This is a genomic window from Streptomyces sp. NBC_00154, assembly GCF_026342835.1.
Classification (GTDB): domain Bacteria; phylum Actinomycetota; class Actinomycetes; order Streptomycetales; family Streptomycetaceae; genus Streptomyces.
Genome location: NZ_JAPEMI010000001.1, coordinates 948,080 through 967,146 on the forward strand (window position 1 = coordinate 948,080; position 19,067 = coordinate 967,146).

Genomic DNA, 19,067 nt, shown 5'->3' on the forward strand with positions numbered 1-19,067 from the left:
CGGAACGAACGAAGGAAGAACATGAGCGACGGCACCGAGTTCAAGGACCTCTCACCGACCACCCTCGCCGACGTCCTGGGACGCGAGCAGGTCATGAACATCGGCATTCGCCCTCTGTGGCCCTCGATCCCGCGCATTGCCGGCCCGGCGTTCACCGTGCGGTGCCCTCCGGGGGACAACCTCATGCTGCACGCGGCCATCCATCGCGCGGAGCCCGGCTCGGTCATCGTCGTCGAAGCGGGTGACGTGGACTACGCACTCGCCGGAGGAAATGTCTGCGCCGTCGCCCAGCGCCGAGGGGTCGCCGGGTTCGTGCTCGACGGGGTGATCCGTGACCTCGCCGAGGTGCGCGAGATGGGCTTTCCCGTCTTCGCCAGGGGGGTCATCCCCATCCCGGGAACGAAGTCGGCCGTTGTGCCACTGGGCGGCCAGGTGCGGTGCGGCGGCGTGAACGTGCATGCCGGGGACATCGTGGTGGCCGACGAAGAGGGCATCGTGGTCACTCCCCGCGCCCGCCGGGAGCAGGTACTCCTCGATGCCCGGGCGAAGTTGGCCAAGGAGGCCGGCGAATCCCTCGATGCATGGGAGGAAGCGCATCGCGCCCGCATCGACAAGATCCTGGGCGAGAACGGCGCCGCGTAGCAGCCCACCGGCTCCGGAAAGGCCTTCAGCCGGACCCGGCTCTGCTCCCTGCCGCTGCTCCGGAACTCACGAACACGCAGTACCGGCCATTTCGCCGACCGGTTGTCAACGCGCGTGGATCGGACCGGAGTTGCTGTGGCAGACTGCGCCGACGGAGCGGTTCGACCCCTCGGTGACGGAGCACGGCATGACGACAGGGATGTCCCACACCCCGATCGACACCAGCAGGCCCCACTCCGCGCGGGTGTACGACTGGCTCCTCGGCGGGAAGGACAACTACCCCGTCGATCAGGCGGTGGCGGAGCAGCTGCCGGCCGAGGCGAAGATCGGGGCGCATCAAAACCGTGCGTTCATGAGCCGGGCGACGGCCTGGCTGGCCGGCGAGGGCATCGGGCAGTTCCTGGACATCGGTACGGGCATCCCGACCGCCCCGAACCTGCATCAGACGGCCCAGGAGATCAACCCGGCCGCCCGGGTCGTCTACTGCGACAACGACCCCATCGTCCTGCGTCACGCGGAGGCGCTGCTGATCAGCAGGCCGGAGGGGGCGACCGACTACGTACCCGCGGACGTGCGCGAGCCCGAGGGGATCGTGGAAACCGCGCGCCGGATTCTGGACTTCGACCGGCCGGTCGCCGTGTCGCTCCTCGGCCTGCTGCACTTCCTGCCGGACGAGGACGATCCGTACGCCATCGTCCGGACCCTGGTGAGCACACTGGCTCCGGGCAGCTACATGGTGCTGTCCCAGGGAGCATCCGATGTGAATCCCGAGCGGGGAGAACAGGGCGCCGCCGAGTACGGCAGGGGCGGCATCCGGCTCGCGCTGCGCACCCGCGACGAGTTCGCCCGCTTCCTGGACGGCCTGGACATCGTCGAACCGGGTCTGGTGACGGCACCCGAATGGTTCCGGGGCACCCCTGCGCCCCAGCCCGAGGCCAGCGGCCTCTACGTCGCTGTCGCCCGGGTCCCGTAGGCCCTCGCTCCGTCGCCCGGGTCCCGTAGGCCCTCGGGCGACCACGCCCGGCCACGATGGGCCCTGGTGCGCAGCGGTGACGCAGCCGTCCTCGACCCGGGCTCGGGATGCCTCCGCCCTCACGGGACGGAAAGGACGGCCCGCTACAGGCGCTTGGCGCCGCGCAGAGTAGAGGCGTAGTACCCGTTCCCGTCCAGCCGGGACGTGCCGCCCTTGTCGCCGATCGTCGGGCCGTTGGCCTCTTCGCCGCTGGACCCTTGAGCTCGATGATGTCCGTACCGCGGTCCGAGCGGGCCATGCCGTTGGCGCCGTGCGTCGGGAAGGCTTCGATGTCTGCCGGGCCTGGTCATCGTTGCGCCCTGGAGGGCCGCAGCAACGAACAGGGACGACGGGCCACGGCGGACGGCGTTCCTTTCCTCCACATGGAGTTCAGCCGGAGCGTCCGCGACGACGAGAACCGGATGCGTACGGCGGTCGCAGCGCTGGCGACCACGCTGCCCTGAGGTGAAGCACTCAGGCACGTCACGTCATGCAGAGGAACCCGCGAACGCCCTTCGCTACTCCGCCCCGGGCCTGCACGAGATGCCGGCCGAGCCGTCCCCGGCAGCGACCGGGCTCTCGTCGCACACGTCAGCAAACCGCCGCGACGCCCACACCGCACACGGAAGGAACCCGCAGGTCATGCACCCTTTGTGGCAGGGTCAAGAATCGCCACGCACTCCACATGATGCGTCATCGAAAAGAGGTCACAGACGACGAGACGAGAGAAACCGCAGGTCAGGCCAGGTTTCGCGGCTCGGCGGGCAACCGTCAGGCGCCCGGAGCGTCAAATGAGCGTCACGGTCGCGCCGTACCCTCGCGCTCGCTGCAGGATCGCCGCTGCCGGGAGTTGCTCCATGCTTTCGCCCCTCGGAGGGCTTGCCCGGCGAAGCCGAGTGCCAGAGACAGGGCGGCTGCCGCGTGGGCGCCGCCCAGCGGCCCAGCGTGTCCACTGCCCCAAGCGCGGCACCAGCTCCGGACACCTCACACCAGCCGTTCGCCTGAGGATGAGACCGTCTCCCCGGATTCCGCCGATGCCGCTCGGGGAGCAGCCCCTGTCGCGGTGAGCCCGACATACTTTGCATAACGCAAAAGTAAGGAAGGGGAAGAAATGGGCACCACGCAAGCCGGGCCCGCTCGGAGGCTCGCGGGACTCCGACCGCCCCTGGGGGCTGTTGGCGCTGGCGGTGACAGTCGGTGCCGGTCCCGGAGTGGGCTCGATTTCGCTGGTGCATCCAGACCTTCACGTCTCTTCGCGGGCCACAGCGACTACGCGGCCTCGCGCGGAGCCGACAACCCGCATGCGGCCTGGCTCGGGCCCTACTTCGTCCTCCTCGCACCGGTCATCGGCGGTCTGCTCTACGGCCCACTGGTCAACCGATTCGCGAAGGAGGCGCGCGGTGCAGCGGCCGTTCCAGCCGTTCGGGGTCGTCGGGTTCGCGCAGGAGGGCCAGCAGTTCCGTCTCGCTCATCGCCATCCGCACATCGTGCCGCCCGGCGGGCGGGAGCGGAGGAGCAGGGGTGGGGAAGCAAGGGCAAGATCCGAAAGCGGCCGCCTAGTTCGGATACGCCACACCAGCCCCGGCAGCGCCGGATGAACCCCAGCCCGCACACCGTAATGCGCATCTGCTTCCACCTCCAGGCACCAGACGAGGAACTGTACGACCAGATCCTGGCCCTCCTCGAAGGCATCACCCCTGCGTGCAGCCACACCCCGCGGACTGGTCCGCGGGGCCCCTACCCAGTGGCATGCCTGGCAGCGTCATGCCGATGCTCCACCCCGACGTCTGCGGTGCCACCGGCGCAGCACACGTGTCCGCTGCGACTATCCGTGATCCGCGACGGATCCACCAGGACCCCCAGCGAGTGGCGTCGAGTCCAGATAACGAATCTCATACGCGCGTTCAGCGAAGCGCCAGCCGTCTGGGGTGCGCTGGTAGCGATCGTGGTAGATCGCGTAATTGAGGTGCGAGGCACCACCACGAATCCGGATGACTTCGGAGAGATAGGCGCGGCCGGTCGCGGTGTCTCCTGAGAGGGAGATGACTCCGGGGTGGGTCGTCTGGGCGAAGACCTCGAAGCTGGCCTCACGTTGCTGCCCGAGACCCCGAATGCCGTCGCGACCGGCGGCCTCGATGCCGGCGTCCGGAATTCGGACAACGCCGTCTGGCATGAAGAGTGAGGCAAGCCGATCGTGGTCATTCATCATCGCCGCGTCCGTGAACTCCGCGCGGAGCGCCTCGATCTCGACGCGGTCCCTCAGCTCGTCCGGTTCACTCATCACCGCCTCGCTCACGAGACGGCCGCCGACGGCGGTGCGATCGTCGCGTGTCGCGACCAGGTCGACGACGATCCCGCCGCGATATTGCTCGCCGAGCGCCAATGCGAGTGCGTCTGTCACTGCTGCGACGAGCCGGGCCGCGATCCGCGGACCGTCGGCCCCGGTAAGCGCCTTCTCCCGGATGGCGAACGTCACGGTCGGCGCTACCTCATCGCGCGCAACCCCGCCGACGGCCCAGCGGCCGACCGCAAGTCCCGTGAGCTGTACGACCACGAGGTTGCGAGCCCACTCTCCGTAGACGGAGGTGACCGCGTCCGTGAGTCGGGCGATGAGGTCGTTCTCATGCCCGGTGATCTGAGGCTCGAGAACGTGGACGGTGAGATGAGGCATGCTCGATCGACTCCCTTCTGGTCTCAATCGGTTGGAGGCAGCTCAGACGATGGACGCCGCGCGGGCACTTCGCATGGGCTCGAGTGCCGCGGTCCAGGCGACGACACGGTCGAGCAATTCCTCCAGCGAGAGTGCCCTGGACTCACTCGGAGCGAACACCGTGAAGTTCTCGAAGTCCGTGGCCAGGTGAAGGGTGACCTGGGCCGGCACGTCGGCGAGCCCGAGCAGACCGCACATCTGCCGCAACTGGGCCGCGGACCCGGCGCCGCCGGCGGCGCCGTAGGAGACGATCCCGGCGGCCTTGTTCGCCCAGCCGGCGTAGACAAAGTCGATGGCGTTCTTGAGTGCGCCGGGGAGCTGGTGGTTGTACTCCGGCGTGACGAACACGAATCCGTCGAGCGTATCGATCGTGCGCACCCAGGCCTGCGCCTCGGGGCCTCCGGTCCCGCCCATGGCGGGTGGAACCGCCTGGTCGAAGAGCGGAAGTCGGAACTCGGCGAGATCGACGAGCTCGAACTCGGCGTCGGACCGCTGCGCCGAGACTTCGTGGACCCACCCGGCGACCTGCGGGCCGAGCCGTCCCGGACGCGTGCTGCCGATGATGATGCCGATCTTGGTCATGATGCGTTCTCCTGTCGCGATTTTTGGGGCGTACCACGGACACGCGGTCGCCTTGTGGTCGGCCGCGATCCCAACACCCACACCGACGCGGTAGTGGCCTCGATCGTCAGGAGACGGACCGCCGTTGTCGCCCGCTGACGTCGGCGGGTCCTGATCCGTCGTATATCGCGGGAGGATTCATACGTGGCGAGTGAAAGGCGCTGACCGAATGGACATCACAGGCGGAAACGAAGACGCTCCGGCGCGTCCTGAGGACGAGCCGCTCATGTCGGAGCGGCGCAACCTCGCCAATCTCGCCTACCGGCTGCTCGGCTCGCTGACCGAGGCGGAGGATGCCGTCCAGGAGGCGTACGCCCGTTGGTTCGCGCAACCTGTCGAGCGCCGGGCCGCTATCGCGAATCCCGCAGCCTGGTTGACCACCGTCGTGAGCCGAATCTGCATGGACCAGCTCCGTTCGGCGCGTATGCGTCGAGAGCGGTACGTTGGTGAGTGGATTCCAGAGCCACTGCCGGCGCGGGCCGAGTGGAGCGCGCTCTCCCACGGATCGACGGCGAGAGATCCCGCCGACCACATCACGTTGGACGAGTCCGTCGAGATGGCGTTCCTGGTCGTGCTCGATGCGATGACGCCGGCCGAGCGCGTCGCCTTCATGCTGCACGATGTGTTCCGGGTGCCGTTCAACGAGGTCGCAGAGATCGTCGGCCGCACGCCGGGTGCCTGCCGCGAGCTCGCCTCGTCGGGTCGTCGACGAGTGGCTGCTGCCCGCACCCGCGGTGCACGGGCGCGGCGGCGTTCTGCCATCGTCGGTGAGTTCCGGCAGGCGTGGCAGGCCAAGGACGTGGATGCCCTGGTACGACTCCTCGACCCGTCGGTCGTCGCCATCGCCGACGGTGGCGGTCGCGCGATGGCCTCGCCGGCGCCGGTCCAAGGCCACCTTCGGGTTGCGGAGTTCCTGGTACACCTGGCGGGTCTCGCCGGCCGACTCGACCTCCTTGAGCGGACCGTCAACGGCCAACCGGGCCTCGTTGCGGTGAACGGCAGTCAGGTGCTGACCGTGTACGCATTCGACATCGACGAATCCCACATCCGACGTATCTGGGCGATTCGCAACCCGGACAAGCTGCGGTCATGGAGCAGTTGAGGTGCGCGTCGACCTCGAGCCTGACAACTCCCGCTGCAAGGGCGTCGATCGGTCGGGCCGTCGGCGCGCTTTGATGCCGCGCTCGAACCGGCCGGACCCAGATCTCAGAAAGGAAGCACCGATGTCGTTCAACTCCCACACCCTGCACCTGACCGCTCGCGGCACGGACGAGGCATCCTCCTGGTACCAACAGGCCTTCGGAGCCACAGAGCTCACCAGGCTGGTGGTACCCGGCGGCCGGCTGATCCACGTCCAGGTCCGCATCGGGACGCTCACCCTGATGCTGGCCGACGAGTTCCCTGAGATGGAGTCCTTCGGGCCGCAGCACTTCGGCGGCACCTACGGTGCCATCTACCTGCATGTCGACGATGTCGATGACACCTGGCAGCGGGCCGTCGGTGCCGGGGCCACCGTGATTCGCCCGTTGAGCGACACCTTCTGGGGCGAGCGAGAAGGTCAGCTGCTCGACCCTTTCGGTCATCGGTGGGGACTCACGCAGCATCTCCGCGACGTCCCGCTCCCCGAGCTCCAGGAGCTCACGACCGAAGCATTCTCCGGCCTCACCGCAGGCTGAACGCTGTGGTGCCGGCGGCAGGATTCTGACGGACTCTCCTACGTAGTTTGACGAGCCCGACTCCGGGCGGTGGCTGACTGCCTGACAGACCGAGACGAGGCCCTGGCAGTACTCCTTGGCCTCGACGATGACATCGAACCGGTCGGGCGACTCGTTTGTCACTGGCGGCAATGACGACGGCGCGGCGGCCGCCTGGCAGGATGCCCCGGTTGGATCGAGAAACGGCTCGCTCGGCTGCCCGATTGGACCCGTGACGGGGACGACATCACGTCCGAGCGGAAGCGGCACATCGGTCACCACGCGGACATCGACGATGTGCCCACGATGCCTGGGACGATGAACTCGAAATCTATTCCTGCGGGCCGTAGCCTGCTTCGCCCGGATAGAACCACGGCGCCTGATGCGGGATCGCGTACAGAACCACCATGCCGTACCCGCCAAGGGCTGGGCGCTTTTCAGCGCCCCTGGCCAAAGCTCCGGCCAGGTCGCCGCGCCGCGCTGGGCGAGCGCCGCGGTGCCCCGGGCCCGTCCTTGGCTCCCGGCGCCGGCCGAGGAGAACCGCCCGCCACCGCAGGACGGGCCGGCGGCCGTCCCGTCTTCGCCATGGAAGCAGTCTACTTAGACCCACCGGCAAATGGATCACTTGAGGCGTCGGGTGGTGGGGCGGCCGTCCCAGCGGTAGCGGCTCGTCGAGCGTCGAATGAGCATGCGGAGCGTGACGAGGGCGGCGGCGAGGTAGAGGTAGAAGTCCACGACATCGCCGCTCCTCTCGGTGCAGCGCCGCAGCTTGCCGTAGTCGTTCATCCACGAGTGCGTGCGCTCCACCACCCAGCGCTTGCCGGCCTGGATCGGGGCGGGCACGCCCTTGCGGGCGATCTCGGTCGAGAATCCCAACTCGCCGATCAACACACGTGACTTGGTGCTGTCGTACCCGCGGTCGAGGTTAACGTTGACGGCCTCCGGCATCGCACCGGCCTGCTCTTTGGCCGCTGCCAGGGTGGGGCCGAGCAGCGGCGAGTCGTGCCGGTTCGCCCCGGCGGACACGATCCCGAGTGGAACCCCGCACGCGTCGGAGGCGACCGAGCGCTTCAGTCCCTGCTTGCCCCGGTCGACGGGCGAGCGCCCCGCTTTCTCTCCGCCGCACGGCGCCTTGGTGATGCAGCCGTCGACCGAGATTTCATCGAGGTCGAGGCCGATCATGCGGTCGTACGCCTCCAGGGCGATCCGGTGCAGCGCTTGCTAGATCCCCATCTGAGCCCACAGCTTGACGCGGCGTCGGATCGTGCGGTCGGAGCATCCGGGCGAGGAGATGCGCTCGTATCCGGAGCCGTGGATCAGCGCTTGGACGACGTGGTCGAAGACGACGCGGTCCGGTATACGCCGTCGATGGCAGCCGAGCGGATGGTCGGGGACAAACTCGGCCCGATCGGGCAGCAGGGCCCTGAACTGGTCCCAGGCGGGTTCAAGCAGGCATGATGGCAGCGCGGGCACAGTCGTCTTTCACGGTCACAGAGCGTAGAGAACTCCATGATCACTCGGGCCTGTGCCCGTTCTGCTGCCACCCCTCATCGCAACCGTGCTCCGCCACCTACTGCCGGTCGGTCTTATTCAACGAATTCCCGGCGCAAGACACTAGTGTTTCGTGATTCCGTCAGCGTTACTTGATCTTGTGTGGCAGGGTCTCTTGGTGTGGAGATCTCCGTGGAACAGGCCGCCGAGTTGCGGGAGTTGTTGAACAGCCGGGACGTTCCTGCGGACATCGCTACGCGGGGCCGGATCGTGCTGTGGTCGAGCGAGGGGCGTCGGCGCAAGGACATTGCCGAGCTGCTCGGGGTGTCACTGCCGACCGTGGACCGCTGGAAGACCCGCTATGCCGAGCACGGACTGGCCGGGCTGGAAGGGGAGCGTCCCGGTGGCGCACGGGAACAGGTACCGGCGCGGGTGCGGTCCCGGGTGATCGCGCTGACGCGCATGACGCCGCCGGACGGCACGGGGCTTTCGCACTGGTCCACACGGGAGTTGGCGAAGTACCTGGAGCGAACCGAGAACATCACCGTGTCCTGGCACTACATCGCGCGCGTCTGGCGCGAGGAAAGCCTGAAGCCGCACCGGTCCGGCACCTTCAAGATTTCCAAAGATCCCGCGTTCGCGGAGAAGGTGGCTGACGTGATCGGCCTGTATCTGGCCCCGCCGGGCGGCGCGGTAGTCCTCTCGATCGACGAGAAGACGCAGATCCAGGCGCTGGACCGGACCCAGCCGGTGCTGCCGGTCGCCTTCGCGGCGAGCGAGAAGCGCACCGCCGACTACGTCCGGCACGGCACCACGAACCTGTTCGCCGCCCTGAACGTCACCACTGGTGAAGTGCTCGGCGAGTGCAGGCCGACCCGGGACGGCAAGGATTTCCTGGCCTTCTTGAAGAAGGCGGTGAAACCGCACGCCGGGAAGGACATCCATGTCGTCCTGGACAACCTCTCGACGCACACCACCCCGGAGGTCAAGGAGTGGCTGGTCAAGAACCCGCACGTCCACTTCCATTTCACTCCCGTCGGCTCCTCGTGGCTGAACCAGATCGAGATCTGGTTCGGAATCCTGACCCGGCAGTCCATCCGCCGCGGCACGTTCTCCAGCGTCAACGTCCTGATCAAACAGATCCGCGACTACATCAACTCCTGGAACACGACAGCGAAACCGTTCACTTGGACCGCGACCGCCGGCGAGGTCCTCGCGAAGGTCCGACTCGTCGCGACCAACGTGAAGAAACTCGTAAATAGCAACTCGAACTGACATGAACAGGATCACGAGACACTAGACGATAGTGCGGTTGCCTCGGGCGGAGTTGCAGCGGCGGTGTCCAGAGCGGGCGTTGGCGGGCGCGAGGAGCTCCGGGGCCGGCGACGTCGTACCGGATGCTGTGGCCGCACCACCAGCAGGGGAGGCTGAGGCTGCGTTGCCTGGCGCAGAGTGCCCGGTAGGGGCGCCCGTTGCGGCGGTTGCCAGCCATGGGCGCCACTCCCTACTACAGGTCGCCGAGGACCTCACGCCGGGCCGCGTGGCGGCTGGCCCAGAGCCCTGAACCAAGCGTCATTTGAGCGTCAAGAATCTTCGAACGAGTCCTTGACGGCGTCGCCGGTGCGCTCGCCTCCCCGACGAAGTCGCAGGTCAGGAATTGTTGACGAGCAATCTATCCGCTCAACCCGCTACACAAAGGGAAACAGGTCGAGCGAACCAACGAGGCCACAAAACCGCAGGTCAGGCCAATGCCGGTGAGTTAGCGCGTCGGTGCAGGTCAGGCACTTGATAGTGCGGGGTTTGGTTGGGAATATCCCCTGGTGACGTTGCGTGATCCGTCACTTCTGGTGACGTGTCGGCGGAGGCCGGGACACGGCAACGGAGTTCCCGGTAGGACAGAAGATCGACCAAGATCCGACTGTCCGCGAGGGAACTCCGTTGGGTACTCAGTGTGCCATCGTCCGCATGTCGTCTGCCATCACCGAGGGCAGCCAGGCCCCGTTGAACAGGCTGGTGACCCCCACGGACCGGCGCTTTGGCGAGCACGTCCGTCTCGGCGTGTTGACCGAGGAGATCAGCCCTGAACTGGTTGACGAGGTCGTGGAGTTGACCGGCTGCGGCGAGCGTCGCCGCCGGCTGTTGCCCGCCCGGGCGGTGGTCTACTTCATCCTGGCGTTGTGCCTGTTCAGCAGCTCCGACAGTGCCGGGCCGCCGGGATACCGGTCGGTCCTGCGCACGTTGACGGAGAAGCTGCGGCATCTGCCAGGCCTGTGTGTGCAGCGCTTGCCCACCAGCTCGGCCCTGACACGGGCCCGGCAGCGGCTGGGCGACAAGCCGCTGCAGGCGCTGTTCGAGCGGCGGTGCGGCACGCTGGCCACGACCGTCACTCCGGGCGCGTTCGCCTTCGGGCTGCGGCTGGTCGCCTGGGACGGCACCGCGCTGGATGTCCCCGACACCCCGGCAAACGCTGCTGAGTTCGGTTTCACCGGCAAGGGTGGTGTCAACCAGAGCGGACACCCACAGGTCCGCCTGATGGCCCTGACCGAATGCGGCACCCACGCCCTGGTCGACGCGGCCTTCGACGCCGTGGCCAGGTTCAGCGAGCACAAGCTCGCCCGCCGGCTGCTGGCCTCCCTGCGAGGGGACATGCTGCTGCTGGCCGACCGCAACTTCGCCGGATACCAGCTGTGGGGCCTGGCCCGCGCCACCGGCGCCCACCTGGCCTGGCGGATCAAGAAGAACCTGGTCTTCGTGCCGCTGCGGGTGCTGTCCGACGGGTCCTACCTGTCCATCATGCGCACGCCCGCGGAGAACATCCGCCACGGTCAGGCCCGCGCGGCCGGACGCACCCTGACCGAGCCGCCCCGGGGACACCTGGTACGGATCATCGAGTACACCGTGACCATCCACCCACAGGCCGGCCCACCCCGCACCGAGACGTTCCGGCTGGTCACCAGCCTGCTGGACCACCGCCTCGCCCCGGCCCACCAGCTGGCGAGGGCATATCACCAGCGGTGGGAGATCGAAAACGGATTCGCGGAACTGAAGAACCGCCTGCGCGGCGCCGGATTCATCCTGCGCTCCAAGGCGCCCGAGCTGATCTACCAGGAGATCTACGCCCTTCTCACCGTCTACCAGGCACTATGCGCACTGCAGACGCGCGCGGCAGAACACGGCGGGACCGATCCTGACCGGATCTCCTTCACCGTCACGGTGCAGCTCGCCCGGCTGGCCGTCGCCGCCCAGGCCGCAGCCGACGTCACCACACTGGCCGCCGCCCGCCGCGAAGCCACCACAGAGCTCTTGGCCGCCCTCCTGCCGCCCCGGCGCAACCGGCAGTGCCAGCGCATCAAGAAGCCGTCCAAGAACACCTTCGAGGTCAGAAAACGGGACCAGACCCGCACTCCCAGTAACGTCCGCTACACACTCAAAGTCACCAAGCACCCCACCTGACCTGCACCGACGCGCTAACTCACCGGCATTGCAGGTCAGGCGCCCTTTTCCGCAGGCTCCAGAATCGCCACGCACTCCACGTGCGAGGTCATCGGGAACAGGTCGAACGCCCGCAGCGTCCGCACCTTGTAGCCGCCCTCCCGGAAGTACGCCAGGTCGCGCGCGAGTGCCGCCGGGTCGCAGGCGACGTAGGCGATGCGGCGGGCGCCGAGGCCGGCGAGGTGCTTCACCGTCTGCTTGCCCGCGCCCGCGCGCGGCGGGTCGAGGACGATCAGGTCGCACTCGGTGATGCCGGTGCGGGGCAGGATCTGGTCGACCTTGCCGTGCTCGATGCGGACCCGGTCGAGGTCCTGGAGGTTGTGGCGGGCGTCCTCGACGGCGCGCTTGCCGGACTCGATGCCGAGGACCGCACCCTTCTCGCCGATGCGCTGACCGATGGCGCCGGCGAACAGGCCGACGCCGCAGTAGAGGTCGAGGGCCATGTCGTTCTTGCGGGGCAGGAGGCCCTGCATGACCGCGCGGACGAGGGTGTTGGCAGCCTGCGGGTGGACCTGCCAGAAGCCGCCCGAGCCGACGCGGTACGTGCGGTCGTCGGCGCGTTCGCGGACGAAGCCGCGGCCGTGGACCCGGTGGATGCCGCCGTCGCGTTCGTCGACGCGCAGGACGGAGACCGGCTTGTCGAGCTCGACGAGCGGCAGCCGGGCGCCGGGCTTCGGGGTGAGGATGACCTGGCGGTCGTTGGAACCGGTGGCGGTGATGGCTTCCACCGAGGCCATGCCGGTCCAGTCGCGCTTCTCGATGCCGAGTTCCGAGACGCCGGGCGCCGCGATCATGCAGTGCTCGATCGGCTCGACGTCGTGCGAGCGGTGCTTGCGCAGGCCGGCGCGGCCGTTCTCGTCGATGGCGTACTGGACGCGGGTGCGCCAGGCCGGCACCTCGCCCTTCGGGAGCTTGTCGCCCTCGGCCGGCATGACCGTGCCGTCCCAGCCGGCCTCTTCGGGGGTGAGCCCGGCGAGGCGCTGGAGCTGTTCGGCGATGACTTCGCCCTTGAGCCGGCGCTGGGCGCCGGGCTTGGCGTGCTGCCAGTCGCAGCCGCCGCACTTGCCGGGGCCGGCGTACGGGCAGGGCGCCTCGACGCGGTCCTTGGACGGTTCGATGATCGTGACGGCGTCGGCGCGCAGGAAGCGGGAGTCCTTGTCGCCGTCGGTGATCCGGGCGATCACCTTCTCGCCGGGCAGCGTGTGCCGTACGAAGAGGACCTGGCCCTCCGAGGTACGGGCGATGCAGTGGCCGCCGTGTGCGACGGGGCCCACCTCGACCTCGTACTCCTCGCCGATCAGTGAGTCCCCGGTCTGCGAGTCCTCGGCCGGCGACGAGGTGGATTCGTTCTGCATGAGGGGGTGGCTCCAGAGATCAAAGGAAAACGGCCGGACAACAACCCACAAGTCTACGTGGGTGGTGTCCGGCCGCTTACCACTTGCGGGCACGGAGAGTCAGCTCTTGTTGCTGGGCTCCTTGGCCCTGCGCTCCACGGGACCCCGGCGGACCGATCCGGGAGCGTTCCATTCGGCACGCTTCCTGGCGCGCTTCTTCGCGGCCTCGGAGGATTCCAGCTGGTACGGGACGGACGTCACCATCACGCCCGGGGTGAACAGCAGCCGCCCCTTGAGGCGCAGGGCGCTCTGGTTGTGCAGCAGGTGCTCGTACCAGTGCCCGACCACGTACTCCGGGATGTAGACACTGACCACGTCGCGGGGGCTCTCCCGGCGCAGGCCCTTCACGTAGTCGATGACCGGCCGGGTCACTTCGCGGTACGGGGAGTCGAGGATCTTCAGCGGGATGTTGATGCCGCGCCGCTCCCAGTCCTCCTTGAGCGCCTTGGTCTCGGCGGGGTCGACGCTGATGGACAGCGCCTCCAGACGGTCGGAGCGGATCAGCTTGGCGTACGCGAGCGCGCGCAGCGTGGGCCGGTGCAGCTTGGAGACCAGGACGATGGAGTGGACCCGGGAGGGTTTCATGCTGTCGTCGGACGGGGCCTCGTCCGCGGCGATTTCCTCGGCGACGCGGTCGTAGTGCCTGCGGATCGCGGTCATCGTCCCGTAGAAGATCACCATGCCGAGCAGCGCCACCCAGGCGCCGTGGGTGAACTTGGTGGCGAGCACGACGACGAGCACCAGGCCGGTGAAGAACGCGCCGAAGGTGTTGATCGCGCGGGAGCGGATCATGTGGCGGCGCTTGGCCGGGTCCTTCTCGGTCCGCAGATGACGGTTCCAGTGCCGGACCATGCCGGTCTGGCTGAGGGTGAAGGAGACGAACACACCGACGATGTACAGCTGGATCAGCCGGGTCGAGTCGGCGCCGTAGATCCAGGTGAGCAGGATGGCCGCGCCGGCCAGCAGCACGATGCCGTTGGAGAAGGCGAGCCGGTCACCGCGGGTGTGCAGCTGGCGCGGCAGGTACCGGTCCTGGGCGAGGATCGAGCCGAGCAGCGGGAAGCCGTTGTACGCGGTGTTGGCGGCCAGGAAGAGCACGAGTGCGGTGGCCGCGGCGAGGATGATGAAGAGGAACGAGCCGTCACCGAAGACTGCAGCCGCGACCTGGGAGATCACCGGGTCCTGGACGAAGCTCGAACCGACGGCGGCGCCGTTGTGGATCAGGTCCTGGGCCGGGTTCTCGGCCATCTTCACATCGGTGGCCATGGCCAGGCCGATGATGCCGCAGAACATCGTGACGGCCAGCAGGCCCATCATCGCGAGAGTGGTCGCGGCGTTCTTGCTCTTCGGCTTGCGGAAGGCGGGTACACCGTTGCTGATCGCCTCGACGCCGGTCAGCGCCGCACAGCCGGAGGAGAACGCCCGCAGCAGCAGGAAGACGAGGGCGAAGCCGGCCAGACCCTGGTGCTCGGGCTTGATCTCGTAGTCCGAGGTCGGGGCGTGCATGGTGTCGCCGAGGACAAGACCGCGGAACGCACCCCAGGCGATCATGATGAAGACGCCGGCCACGAAGAGATACGTGGGGATGGCGAAGAGCTTGCCGGACTCCTTGACGCCCCGCAGGTTCATCAGGGTCAGCAGCACGATGGCCCCGATCGCGCAGAGCGTCTTGTGCTCGACGACGAACGGGATCGCGGAGCCGAGGTTCTCCACGCCGGAGGCGATCGACACGGCGACGGTCAGGACGTAGTCCACCAGCAGGGCGCTGGCGACGGTCAGACCGGCCTTGGGGCCGAGGTTGGTGGTGGCGACCTCGTAGTCGCCGCCGCCGCTCGGGTAGGCATGCACGTTCTGCCGGTACGAGGCGACGACCGTGAACATCAGGACCACGACAGCGGCCGCGATCCACGGGCTGAAGTGGTACGCCGACACGCCCGCGATGGACAGCACGAGGAGGACTTCTCCTGGTGCGTACGCCACCGAGGACAGCGGGTCGGATGCGAAGACGGGGAGGGCGATGCGCTTGGGGAGGAGCGTTTCCCCCAGCTTGTCGCTGCGCAACGCCCGGCCGATCAGGATCCGTTTGGGCACGTCGGTCAGTTTGGACACGCTGAGGATCGTAAGGGTTCCGTATGGAGGCCGCCCACGCACCACCCCCGCCTTCCTGCAATCTCCTGCACTCAGTCGAAATCGGCACGGAATCCTTAACGGAATCCTTGCACTCCCCCCTATGACATCAGCACGCTGTAACCGTTCCGTTCCGGTTGGCCACGGGGACCGGTGTAGCGGACGGTGGCGTTCCAGTAAATCTCCCTTCCCCGCTTGTTCCCTTTACCGCGCCTTTGCAGCTACGGCCCTGGCGAAAGCACACTCGAATGAGGCAACGCGTCGGTGGCCGCATAAGCTCATCCCGGGCAACGCCGAAAAACGTTGCCCCGTTGTTTGCCCGGCAAGCCGAGGAAAGAGTGTGAGCAGGGTGTTTTCGCAGGTCAGCCGGACGACCAGGACTGCGAGGTAGGCGCAAGGTGCACATCGTCATCATGGGCTGCGGGCGAGTAGGAGCCGCTCTCGCGCAGACCCTGGAGCAGCAGGGGCACACGGTCGCCGTGATCGACCAGGACCCCACGGCGTTCCGCCGTCTCGGGTCGGGGTTCGGTGGCCGGCGCGTCACCGGCGTCGGTTTCGACCAGGACACCCTCCGTGAGGCGGGTATCGAGGAGGCCGGCGCGTTCGCCGCGGTGAGCAGCGGCGACAACTCGAACATCATCGCCGCCCGGGTGGCCCGCGAGATGTTCGGCATCGAGAACGTCGCGGCTCGGATCTACGACCCGCGGCGCGCCGAGGTCTACCAGCGCCTCGGCATCCCCACGGTCGCCACCGTGCGCTGGACGGCGGACCAGATGCTGCGGCGGCTGCTGCCCTCGGGCGCCGAGCCGCTGTGGCGCGACCCGAGCGGCGGTGTACAGCTCGCCGAGGTGCACACCACCCCGTCCTGGATCGGGCACAAGATCAGCACGCTGCAGGAGGAGACGGGCGTCCGCGTGGCGTTCCTCACCCGATTGGGCGAAGCCATTCTTCCGTCGTCGCAGACGGTGCTGCAGGAGGGCGATCTCGTCCACGTGATGATGCGTACGGACGAGATCGCGAAGGTCGAGGCGGCCTTCGCCGAGGGTCCTGAGGAGGGCGGTCACTGATGCGTGTCGCGATTGCCGGGGCCGGCGCGGTGGGTCGCTCCATCGCCGCCGAGCTGCTGGAGAACGGCCACGAGGTGCTCCTCGTGGACAAGGCGCCGACCGCCATCTCCGTGGAGCGGGTGCCCATGGCCGAGTGGCTGCTCGCGGATGCCTGCGAGATCACCTCGCTGGACGAGGCGGCGCTCCAGCGCTGCAACGTCGTGATCGCCGCGACCGGCGACGACAAGGTGAACCTGGTCGTCTCGCTGCTCGCCAAGACCGAGTACGGCGTGCCGCGGGTCGTCGCCCGGGTCAACAACCCGAAGAACGAGTGGCTGTTCAACGAGTCCTGGGGCGTCGATGTCGCGGTCTCCACGCCGCGTCTGATGTCCGCGCTGGTCGAGGAGGCGGTGAGCGTCGGCGATCTGGTCCGGCTGCTGCGCTTCAGCCACGGCGACGCCAACCTGGTCGAGCTGACGCTGCCCCCGGAGTCGGCGCTGGCCGGTACCCAGGTCGGCGATGTGGCGTGGCCCGAGGACACCTCGCTGGTCACCATCATCCGCGGTACGCGGGTGCTGACCCCGGGCTCGGAGGAGACGCTGGAGGCCGGTGACGAGCTGCTGTTCGTGGCCGCCCAGGCGCGCGAGGAGCAGCTGGAGGACCTGCTGTCGGTGCGTCGCGAGGTCACCGACGACTGAGGACGGCCGGCCGGCTGACCGGCCTCGGCTCAGGTAGGTCGTCCCGCACGACATCTCGTACGCCGAAGGGGCCCGGAACCGTGATCCACGGTTCCGGGCCCCTGTCGCTGTCGCTATCGCTGTCGGTCAGGCCTCGGTGTTGCGGGCCGCGGCGGCTTCTTCCTTGCGGGCCTTCTCGGCCTGCTCCTCCGCCTCCATCTCGGCGAAGACGTCGATGGGCGGCGGCGCCTTGGCGAGGAAGACCCAGGTCAGGTACACCGCGAGCAGGAACGGCGGGATCTTCAGGGCGACCAGGACCCAGCCGAGCTGGGCGGTGTCGGCCCACCAGTAGAGCGGGAAGAGGATCGCGCACTTGGCGAGCAGTATCAGACCCCAGGCCCAGCTGGCCTTGGCGTACGCCTTCTTGCGGCCGGGGTTCCGGGTGCGCCAGGAGAGGTTCTCCTTGAAGACCGGCCCGAGAATCAGCCCTATCAGCGGCACCCCGGCGATCGTCGTGACGATGTAGGCGAGGGCCAGGCCCAGCGTGTAGATCATGCCGGGCAGGTAGAAGTCCTTGGCGTTGCCCGTCATCATCGCGAAGACCACACCGAAGGCGACGCCGAAGACCCCGCTGAAGGCGTGCTTGACGGTGTCCTTGCGGATCAGCCGTACGGCGACGAGAACCAGGGACACGACCAGGGCCGCGATGGCCGAGGTGTGCAGATCCTTGTTGATGGTGAAGATCGTGACGAAGAGCAGCCCGGGCAGGACTGTCTCCACCATCCCGCGGATGCCGCCGAAGGCCTCGAAGAGGGCGGCTTCGGTGACCGCCTTCGCGTCGGCCTCCTGCTGGTCGGTGCGGTCCGTATCGGGTGTCGGCTTGTCGAGAGACGTCACCGGCTACTCCTTGCCGAGCGGTCGGAGTTCGTATTTGGGGTTGAACAGCACCCGGCGTCCGTGGCTCATGGCGATCCGGCCGGAGGCGATGAGCTTACGGCCCGGCTCTATGCCCACGATGGAACGCCTGCCCAGCCAGACCACGTCCAGCGGAGCGGTGCCGTCGAAGAGCTCCGCTTCCAGGGCGGGCACTCCGGCGCGCGGCCGCAGGGTGACGGTCCGCAAGGTACCAGTCACCTTGACGATCTGGCGGTCGTTGCATTCGGAGATCCGCGTGCATCCCGATGCCTGCGAGTCCTCCTGCAGCTCCTCCGATTCCAGGTCTTGCTGGGAGCTGGACAGCCGGTCGAGCATCCGACGGAAGCGGCCGGACGGCCGCTCCGCCTTCTCGGAACGAGGGACAGCACTCATACCCGAAGGGTACCGGGCCGGGGTGGTCCGGGCAGGTGTCCGTTCTCTCACTCCGACGGGCGACTCGCCACGGAGCGAAGCTGACGACGGGCCGCCGCACGCACAGTGCTCAGCCGCGTTCGAAGCGGTAACCCATGCCCGGCTCGGTGATGAAGTGCCGGGGGTGCGAGGGGTCCGCCTCCAGCTTGCGCCGGAGCTGGGCCATGTAGACCCGCAGATAGTTGGTCTCGGTGCCGTACGAAGGCCCCCACACCTCCTGCAGCAGCTGCTTCTGGCTCACCAGCCGGCCGCTGTTGCGGACCAGCACCTCCAGCAGGTGCCACTCGGTCGGGGTGAGCCGCACGTCGCGTCCCTCGCGCTGGACCTTCTTCGCCGCCAGGTCGACGGTGAACCCCTCGGTCTCGACCATCACGATGTCGTCGGCGCCGTCCTGGCCGACCGGTTCGGCCCGCCGGACCGAGGCGCGCAGCCGGGCCAGCAGCTCGTCCATGCCGAACGGCTTGGTGACGTAGTCGTCGGCTCCCGCGTCCAGCGCCTCGACCTTCTCGTCGGAGGTATGGCGGGCGGAGAGCACCAGGATCGGCACCCGGGTCCAGCCGCGTAGCCCCCTGATCACCTCCACGCCGTCCATGTCCGGCAGTCCGAGGTCGAGAACGACGACATCGGGGTGGCGCGCGGCGGCGAGCTGGAGGGCGGTCGCGCCGTCGGGCGCCGCGTCCACCTCGTACTTGCGCGCCTTCAGATTGATCACGAGGGCGCGTACGATCTGCGGCTCGTCGTCGACCACAAGCACCCGGGTCATCGGGGACCTGCCTTTCTGCTGTACGGAATTGCTGCGGGAAGCAGTACAGGT

General features: G+C 68.0%; 16 protein-coding genes and 2 pseudogenes. 10 read left to right on the top strand and 8 right to left on the bottom strand.

Annotation, left to right across the window (positions count from 1 at the left end):
* Positions 1-21 precede the first annotated feature (21 nt).
* The 4 genes and pseudogenes from OHA03_RS04190 to OHA03_RS04205 all read left to right on the top strand — a co-directional run.
* Positions 22-642, top strand: coding sequence for an RraA family protein (locus tag OHA03_RS04190; protein WP_267000857.1), 621 nt, complete (start codon positions 22-24; stop codon positions 640-642).
* Between the two features lie 187 nt (positions 643-829).
* Positions 830-1,615 (top strand): SAM-dependent methyltransferase, encoded by a 786-nt coding sequence (locus OHA03_RS04195; RefSeq protein ID WP_267000859.1) that lies wholly within the window; start codon positions 830-832, stop codon positions 1,613-1,615.
* Positions 1,616-1,944: 329 nt separating this feature from the next.
* Positions 1,945-2,118: a hypothetical protein gene (locus tag OHA03_RS04200; protein WP_267008280.1), complete on the top strand. Its 174-nt coding sequence runs from the start codon at positions 1,945-1,947 to the stop codon at positions 2,116-2,118.
* Positions 2,119-2,829: 711 nt separating this feature from the next.
* Positions 2,830-3,056 (top strand): annotated as a pseudogene (locus OHA03_RS04205) (chloride channel protein); the annotation flags it as partial.
* 423 nt (positions 3,057-3,479) lie between these two features.
* Here the strand turns inward: OHA03_RS04205 and OHA03_RS04210 are convergent.
* Together OHA03_RS04210 and OHA03_RS04215 are read right to left on the bottom strand one after the other, a co-directional pair.
* Positions 3,480-4,130, bottom strand: coding sequence for a nuclear transport factor 2 family protein (locus OHA03_RS04210; protein ID WP_267007925.1), 651 nt, complete (start codon positions 4,128-4,130; stop codon positions 3,480-3,482).
* A gap of 237 nt (positions 4,131-4,367) precedes the next feature.
* Positions 4,368-4,946 (bottom strand): NADPH-dependent FMN reductase, encoded by a 579-nt coding sequence (locus OHA03_RS04215; RefSeq protein ID WP_267000861.1) that lies wholly within the window; start codon positions 4,944-4,946, stop codon positions 4,368-4,370.
* A 265-nt stretch (positions 4,947-5,211) separates the two neighbouring features.
* On the opposite strand from OHA03_RS04215, the gene sigJ reads away from it, so the two are divergent.
* Positions 5,212-6,087, top strand: a complete 876-nt coding sequence (gene sigJ / locus OHA03_RS04220; protein ID WP_267000863.1) for an RNA polymerase sigma factor SigJ — start codon at positions 5,212-5,214, stop codon at positions 6,085-6,087.
* A gap of 121 nt (positions 6,088-6,208) precedes the next feature.
* Positions 6,209-6,661: a glyoxalase/bleomycin resistance/extradiol dioxygenase family protein gene (locus OHA03_RS04225; RefSeq protein ID WP_267000865.1), complete on the top strand. Its 453-nt coding sequence runs from the start codon at positions 6,209-6,211 to the stop codon at positions 6,659-6,661.
* 639 nt (positions 6,662-7,300) lie between these two features.
* On the opposite strand, the pseudogene OHA03_RS04230 reads toward OHA03_RS04225, so the two are convergent.
* Positions 7,301-8,152, bottom strand: a pseudogene (locus OHA03_RS04230) (IS5 family transposase).
* Between the two features lie 180 nt (positions 8,153-8,332).
* On the opposite strand from OHA03_RS04230, the gene OHA03_RS04235 reads away from it, so the two are divergent.
* Positions 8,333-9,445 (top strand): IS630 family transposase, encoded by a 1,113-nt coding sequence (locus OHA03_RS04235; RefSeq protein WP_267000867.1) that lies wholly within the window; start codon positions 8,333-8,335, stop codon positions 9,443-9,445.
* Positions 9,446-10,135: 690 nt separating this feature from the next.
* A complete protein-coding gene (locus OHA03_RS04240; protein ID WP_267000869.1) occupies positions 10,136-11,623 on the top strand; it encodes an IS4 family transposase in 1,488 nt (495 codons plus the stop codon).
* Positions 11,624-11,658: 35 nt separating this feature from the next.
* Here OHA03_RS04240 and OHA03_RS04245 read toward each other — a convergent pair whose 3' ends face one another.
* The gene (locus tag OHA03_RS04245; protein ID WP_267000871.1) at positions 11,659-13,017 is read right to left on the bottom strand and encodes a class I SAM-dependent RNA methyltransferase; all 1,359 of its coding nucleotides are present in this window, start codon (positions 13,015-13,017) and stop codon (positions 11,659-11,661) included.
* Between the two features lie 99 nt (positions 13,018-13,116).
* Positions 13,117-15,165 (bottom strand): APC family permease, encoded by a 2,049-nt coding sequence (locus OHA03_RS04250; RefSeq protein WP_267000873.1) that lies wholly within the window; start codon positions 15,163-15,165, stop codon positions 13,117-13,119.
* Between the two features lie 416 nt (positions 15,166-15,581).
* Between OHA03_RS04250 and OHA03_RS04255 the strand changes: the two genes are divergently transcribed.
* Entirely contained in the window at positions 15,582-16,250 is a 669-nt protein-coding gene (locus OHA03_RS04255) for a TrkA family potassium uptake protein (protein WP_026242838.1), read from the top strand.
* Positions 16,250-16,927, top strand: coding sequence for a TrkA family potassium uptake protein (locus tag OHA03_RS04260; protein WP_267000875.1), 678 nt, complete (start codon positions 16,250-16,252; stop codon positions 16,925-16,927). Before OHA03_RS04255 ends, OHA03_RS04260 begins: the two co-directional genes overlap by 1 nt.
* A gap of 126 nt (positions 16,928-17,053) precedes the next feature.
* Here OHA03_RS04260 and OHA03_RS04265 read toward each other — a convergent pair whose 3' ends face one another.
* The 3 genes from OHA03_RS04265 to OHA03_RS04275 all read right to left on the bottom strand — a co-directional run bounded on the left by OHA03_RS04265 (position 17,054) and on the right by OHA03_RS04275 (position 19,016).
* Positions 17,054-17,803, bottom strand: coding sequence for a DUF3159 domain-containing protein (locus OHA03_RS04265; protein WP_267000877.1), 750 nt, complete (start codon positions 17,801-17,803; stop codon positions 17,054-17,056).
* A 3-nt stretch (positions 17,804-17,806) separates the two neighbouring features.
* A complete protein-coding gene (locus OHA03_RS04270; RefSeq protein WP_037822942.1) occupies positions 17,807-18,214 on the bottom strand; it encodes an OB-fold nucleic acid binding domain-containing protein in 408 nt (135 codons plus the stop codon).
* Between the two features lie 109 nt (positions 18,215-18,323).
* The gene (locus OHA03_RS04275) at positions 18,324-19,016 is read right to left on the bottom strand and encodes a response regulator (RefSeq protein ID WP_267000882.1); all 693 of its coding nucleotides are present in this window, start codon (positions 19,014-19,016) and stop codon (positions 18,324-18,326) included.
* Between the last annotated feature and the right edge of the window lie 51 nt (positions 19,017-19,067).

Coding starts and splice junctions, on each gene's coding strand:
- OHA03_RS04200 (WP_267008280.1), top strand. CDS start 1,945: ATGTCTGCCGGGCCTGGTCATCGTTGCGCCCTGGAGGGCCGCAGCAAC.
- OHA03_RS04195 (WP_267000859.1), top strand. CDS start 830: ATGACGACAGGGATGTCCCACACCCCGATCGACACCAGCAGGCCCCAC.
- OHA03_RS04270 (WP_037822942.1), bottom strand. CDS start 18,214: ATGAGTGCTGTCCCTCGTTCCGAGAAGGCGGAGCGGCCGTCCGGCCGC.
- sigJ (WP_267000863.1), top strand. CDS start 5,212: ATGTCGGAGCGGCGCAACCTCGCCAATCTCGCCTACCGGCTGCTCGGC.
- OHA03_RS04240 (WP_267000869.1), top strand. CDS start 10,136: ATGTCGTCTGCCATCACCGAGGGCAGCCAGGCCCCGTTGAACAGGCTG.
- OHA03_RS04260 (WP_267000875.1), top strand. CDS start 16,250: ATGCGTGTCGCGATTGCCGGGGCCGGCGCGGTGGGTCGCTCCATCGCC.
- OHA03_RS04245 (WP_267000871.1), bottom strand. CDS start 13,017: ATGCAGAACGAATCCACCTCGTCGCCGGCCGAGGACTCGCAGACCGGG.
- OHA03_RS04275 (WP_267000882.1), bottom strand. CDS start 19,016: ATGACCCGGGTGCTTGTGGTCGACGACGAGCCGCAGATCGTACGCGCC.
- OHA03_RS04225 (WP_267000865.1), top strand. CDS start 6,209: ATGTCGTTCAACTCCCACACCCTGCACCTGACCGCTCGCGGCACGGAC.
- OHA03_RS04215 (WP_267000861.1), bottom strand. CDS start 4,946: ATGACCAAGATCGGCATCATCATCGGCAGCACGCGTCCGGGACGGCTC.
- OHA03_RS04190 (WP_267000857.1), top strand. CDS start 22: ATGAGCGACGGCACCGAGTTCAAGGACCTCTCACCGACCACCCTCGCC.